This window comes from Cupriavidus sp. 05T42 (genome assembly GCF_056396345.1).
In genome coordinates, this window is the sequence record NZ_JBFTLH010000044.1 from 1 (window position 1) to 2,615 (window position 2,615).

The 2,615-nt window shown below is 58.3% G+C and carries 4 protein-coding genes; all 4 read left to right on the top strand.

Annotated elements, in window-relative coordinates:
- Positions 1–1,215, top strand: a 1,215-nt coding sequence (locus AC1EJR_RS27155) for a colicin E5-related ribonuclease (RefSeq protein ID WP_477113937.1), incomplete at its 5' end; no start/stop codon positions are given.
- A 5-nt stretch (positions 1,216–1,220) separates the two neighbouring features.
- Complete coding sequence (locus AC1EJR_RS27160; protein WP_477113938.1) at positions 1,221–1,550, top strand: colicin immunity protein; 330 nt, start codon at positions 1,221–1,223, stop codon at positions 1,548–1,550.
- Between the two features lie 72 nt (positions 1,551–1,622).
- A complete protein-coding gene (locus AC1EJR_RS27165; protein ID WP_477113939.1) occupies positions 1,623–2,021 on the top strand; it encodes a hypothetical protein in 399 nt (132 codons plus the stop codon).
- A 28-nt stretch (positions 2,022–2,049) separates the two neighbouring features.
- Positions 2,050–2,475, top strand: a complete 426-nt coding sequence (locus AC1EJR_RS27170; protein WP_477113940.1) for a DUF2846 domain-containing protein — start codon at positions 2,050–2,052, stop codon at positions 2,473–2,475.
- Positions 2,476–2,615 lie beyond the last annotated feature (140 nt).

Sequence of the window (2,615 nt, forward strand, 5' to 3'; positions counted from 1 at the left end):
TCGTTGAACATCGGCGCGGCGCTGAAGGCGGGCGTTGTGTCTGGCATGACAGCTGGGGCGACCCGAGGCATTACAGCGGGAATTAACCTCGGTGACACCGGTATTGGTAGCTTTGGCGACAATCTTGCCCAAGGTAATTGGGCGGCGATGCAGGATAGTGTCGTCAATTACATGGAGGCAACCGTCGTCCGCTCAGCGGTCAGTGCTGGCGTGAATACGATTGCTTATGGCGGGAGTTTTGGGCAGGCGTTTACGGGTGGGCTGGTAAGGGATGCGGCGGCGCTCGGGGCCAACGGCATTGGTGTGAATGCACCGGGCATTGGCATGCCGGGCTCGGATCCGTCGACGATCCTGACCAACGTATTGGGACATGCGCTGGTGGGTTGCGCTGCGCAAAGCCTGACGGGTGGTGATTGTGCAGGAGGCGCGATCGGCGGCGCGGCGGGCGCTATYGCRGCGCCGYTGATTCGAGATGGCGTATACGCGGATAGCAACGTTACTTACTACAGCGACGATAGGATCCGTCAGGCGCTGACGGTTGGACTCGCGACTCTCATCGGCGGTACGGCGGGTGCGTTGTTGGGGCGTGACGTAACTTCCGCAGGGTTGGCTGCGCAGAACGAGGCGATCAATAACACCACCGGTGCGGCCATGGTCCCGAAGCCGGCGCCCAGTGGGCCGGGCGGCACGGCATTCCCCAACAATGGTCCGCAGAAGAGCGACCCGCTGACGAACCCGCTTGAAGTGGAGAATGATGGTGGTCCCATTGGGACGCCGAACAATGGGCCGCAGGGCGGGACGCTGACGGGTACGCCAGCAAGCGGGCCACAGGGACCAACGATTCTGAGTAATCCCGGGTGTATGCTGATGCCGGCGCTCTGCGCGGGTCTCACGCTTATCGCGCAGATTCAGAACGGCATTGGAATGCCGGTAGCCAATGTCACTATCGACAGTAAGATTACCGGCCAACTTGGCGCGCGAGGGTGGACGGAACAAGGCGTGAGAACCGTCATTAGTGATGGGCCGGTCGGTACTACATTCGACAACCGATCCGCATCTAAAACACCAGATGGTTTGCCGAGGAACGATCCTGCATCTGTATATGGATCAAAAAATGGTTACGTCGTAGTAAATAATCGGACAGGCGAGGTTGTTCAGGTAAGTGGAAAGAATGACCCAGGTTGGATACCCGACAGCCGAATTCAGTGGAAATGACCGCAATGAAGATCGATCTCCAGCAGCGCTACACCTCATCGGAGGACTTCTTTTCCCTCGGCGGAAGTGTTGTGATGAAGCTGACTAAGGAAGCAGCGCTCAAAGTTTGTGAAGGGGCGGTGGAGCAAGGGCTGGTCATTGCCCGGGTCGAAGGAGGTATTTGGCACGCGCCAGGATTCGAAGCGAGGCTAGATTGCATTTGGGATGGAGTTGATCCGCCTGTTGATCGTCGGGAGGCCGAACGGAACAATTACGCTGCGGCTGCCTTTATTCGATCAGAGAGTGCCGAGCATGACGTCTTTGTGCTCACTGCGCCGTCGATGGCAGGGTGGTAGGCGGCAGTGTCGAACGAATCAGTCTTCGGTCGGATTCGGTGTTTTCCATCGATGTTTTGATCTTTGCTCTTTATGCTTATGAAAGCTATTCGCTTTGTTTTCTCAATTGTGGCCGTTGTCGCCATGACAGCATGCGCCCCAATGATCTCCACATCGCCTGCGCACCTCGCGCTTGTGCAGCCGAGCACAGACAATAACCGCATCCAGTTCCAGTCCGACGTCCCAGTCAAACTGGACACCGGCTATACCCGCACCCTACGCGACAAATCCATCTGGTCCCGCATCGGCCAAGTCCCCCAGGGCGACGTCTACCGCCCATTCGGCACCATTTTCACCATCGAAGGTCGTCAGGTCCACGAAGCCTATCTGGTCGTAAGAGATCGCCGGCTAGTCGGGTTTTATCTTCCCGGGGAGGAGCACTATTCCCCGCTTTCCACCGCAGTACCCATAACATTTGGAGAAGTTCAATAAACGAGTCGTTCGCCTCGCGGTGACCGGTATGGCGTTGTCGTTCCTGATGGCCGGTTGCGCTTCGGGGGTGAGGCATTCGGAGATGGCGTCTTCCATCCCGTCGCTCAAGTCGGGCGAAGGTCGCGTTTATTTCCTGCGCTCGGCGTCGATGCTTGGTGCTGCCGTTCAGCCCGATCTCCGCCTGAATAACGATGTGGTGGGCGAATCGAAGCCCGGCGGCTTCTTCTTTGTGGATCGTCCGGCTGGTAAGTACGTCGCCGCCGCCGCCACCGAGACGGAGAAGACCCTCAGCTTTGTGCTCGATTCCGGGGAAACGAAGTATGTGCGCAACTCGCCGTCGATGGGCCTGATGGTTGGTCGCGTCGTACTGGAGTTGGAAACGCCGGAAAAAGCAAAGGAAGATCTCGCGTCGCTGAGCTATACGGGCGATCAGGTCAAGACGGCTGCGAAGTAATAAGAAGTGTTTGGGAGGGTGCTCCGGCATTCCTCCAGGTTGAGGCATTGCGCTTTTAGCTGACCGATTGACCGGTGCTACATCCCGGACGGCTACGTCCAGGCGCTGGCGACGCCCAACGGCGGCACGATCAGCGGGCA

Excerpts from the sequence above, each read along its gene's own strand:
- AC1EJR_RS27160 (WP_477113938.1), top strand. The coding sequence starts at position 1,221 with ATGAAGATCGATCTCCAGCAGCGCTACACCTCATCGGAGGACTTCTTT.
- AC1EJR_RS27170 (WP_477113940.1), top strand. The coding sequence starts at position 2,050 with ATGGCGTTGTCGTTCCTGATGGCCGGTTGCGCTTCGGGGGTGAGGCAT.
- AC1EJR_RS27165 (WP_477113939.1), top strand. The coding sequence starts at position 1,623 with ATGCTTATGAAAGCTATTCGCTTTGTTTTCTCAATTGTGGCCGTTGTC.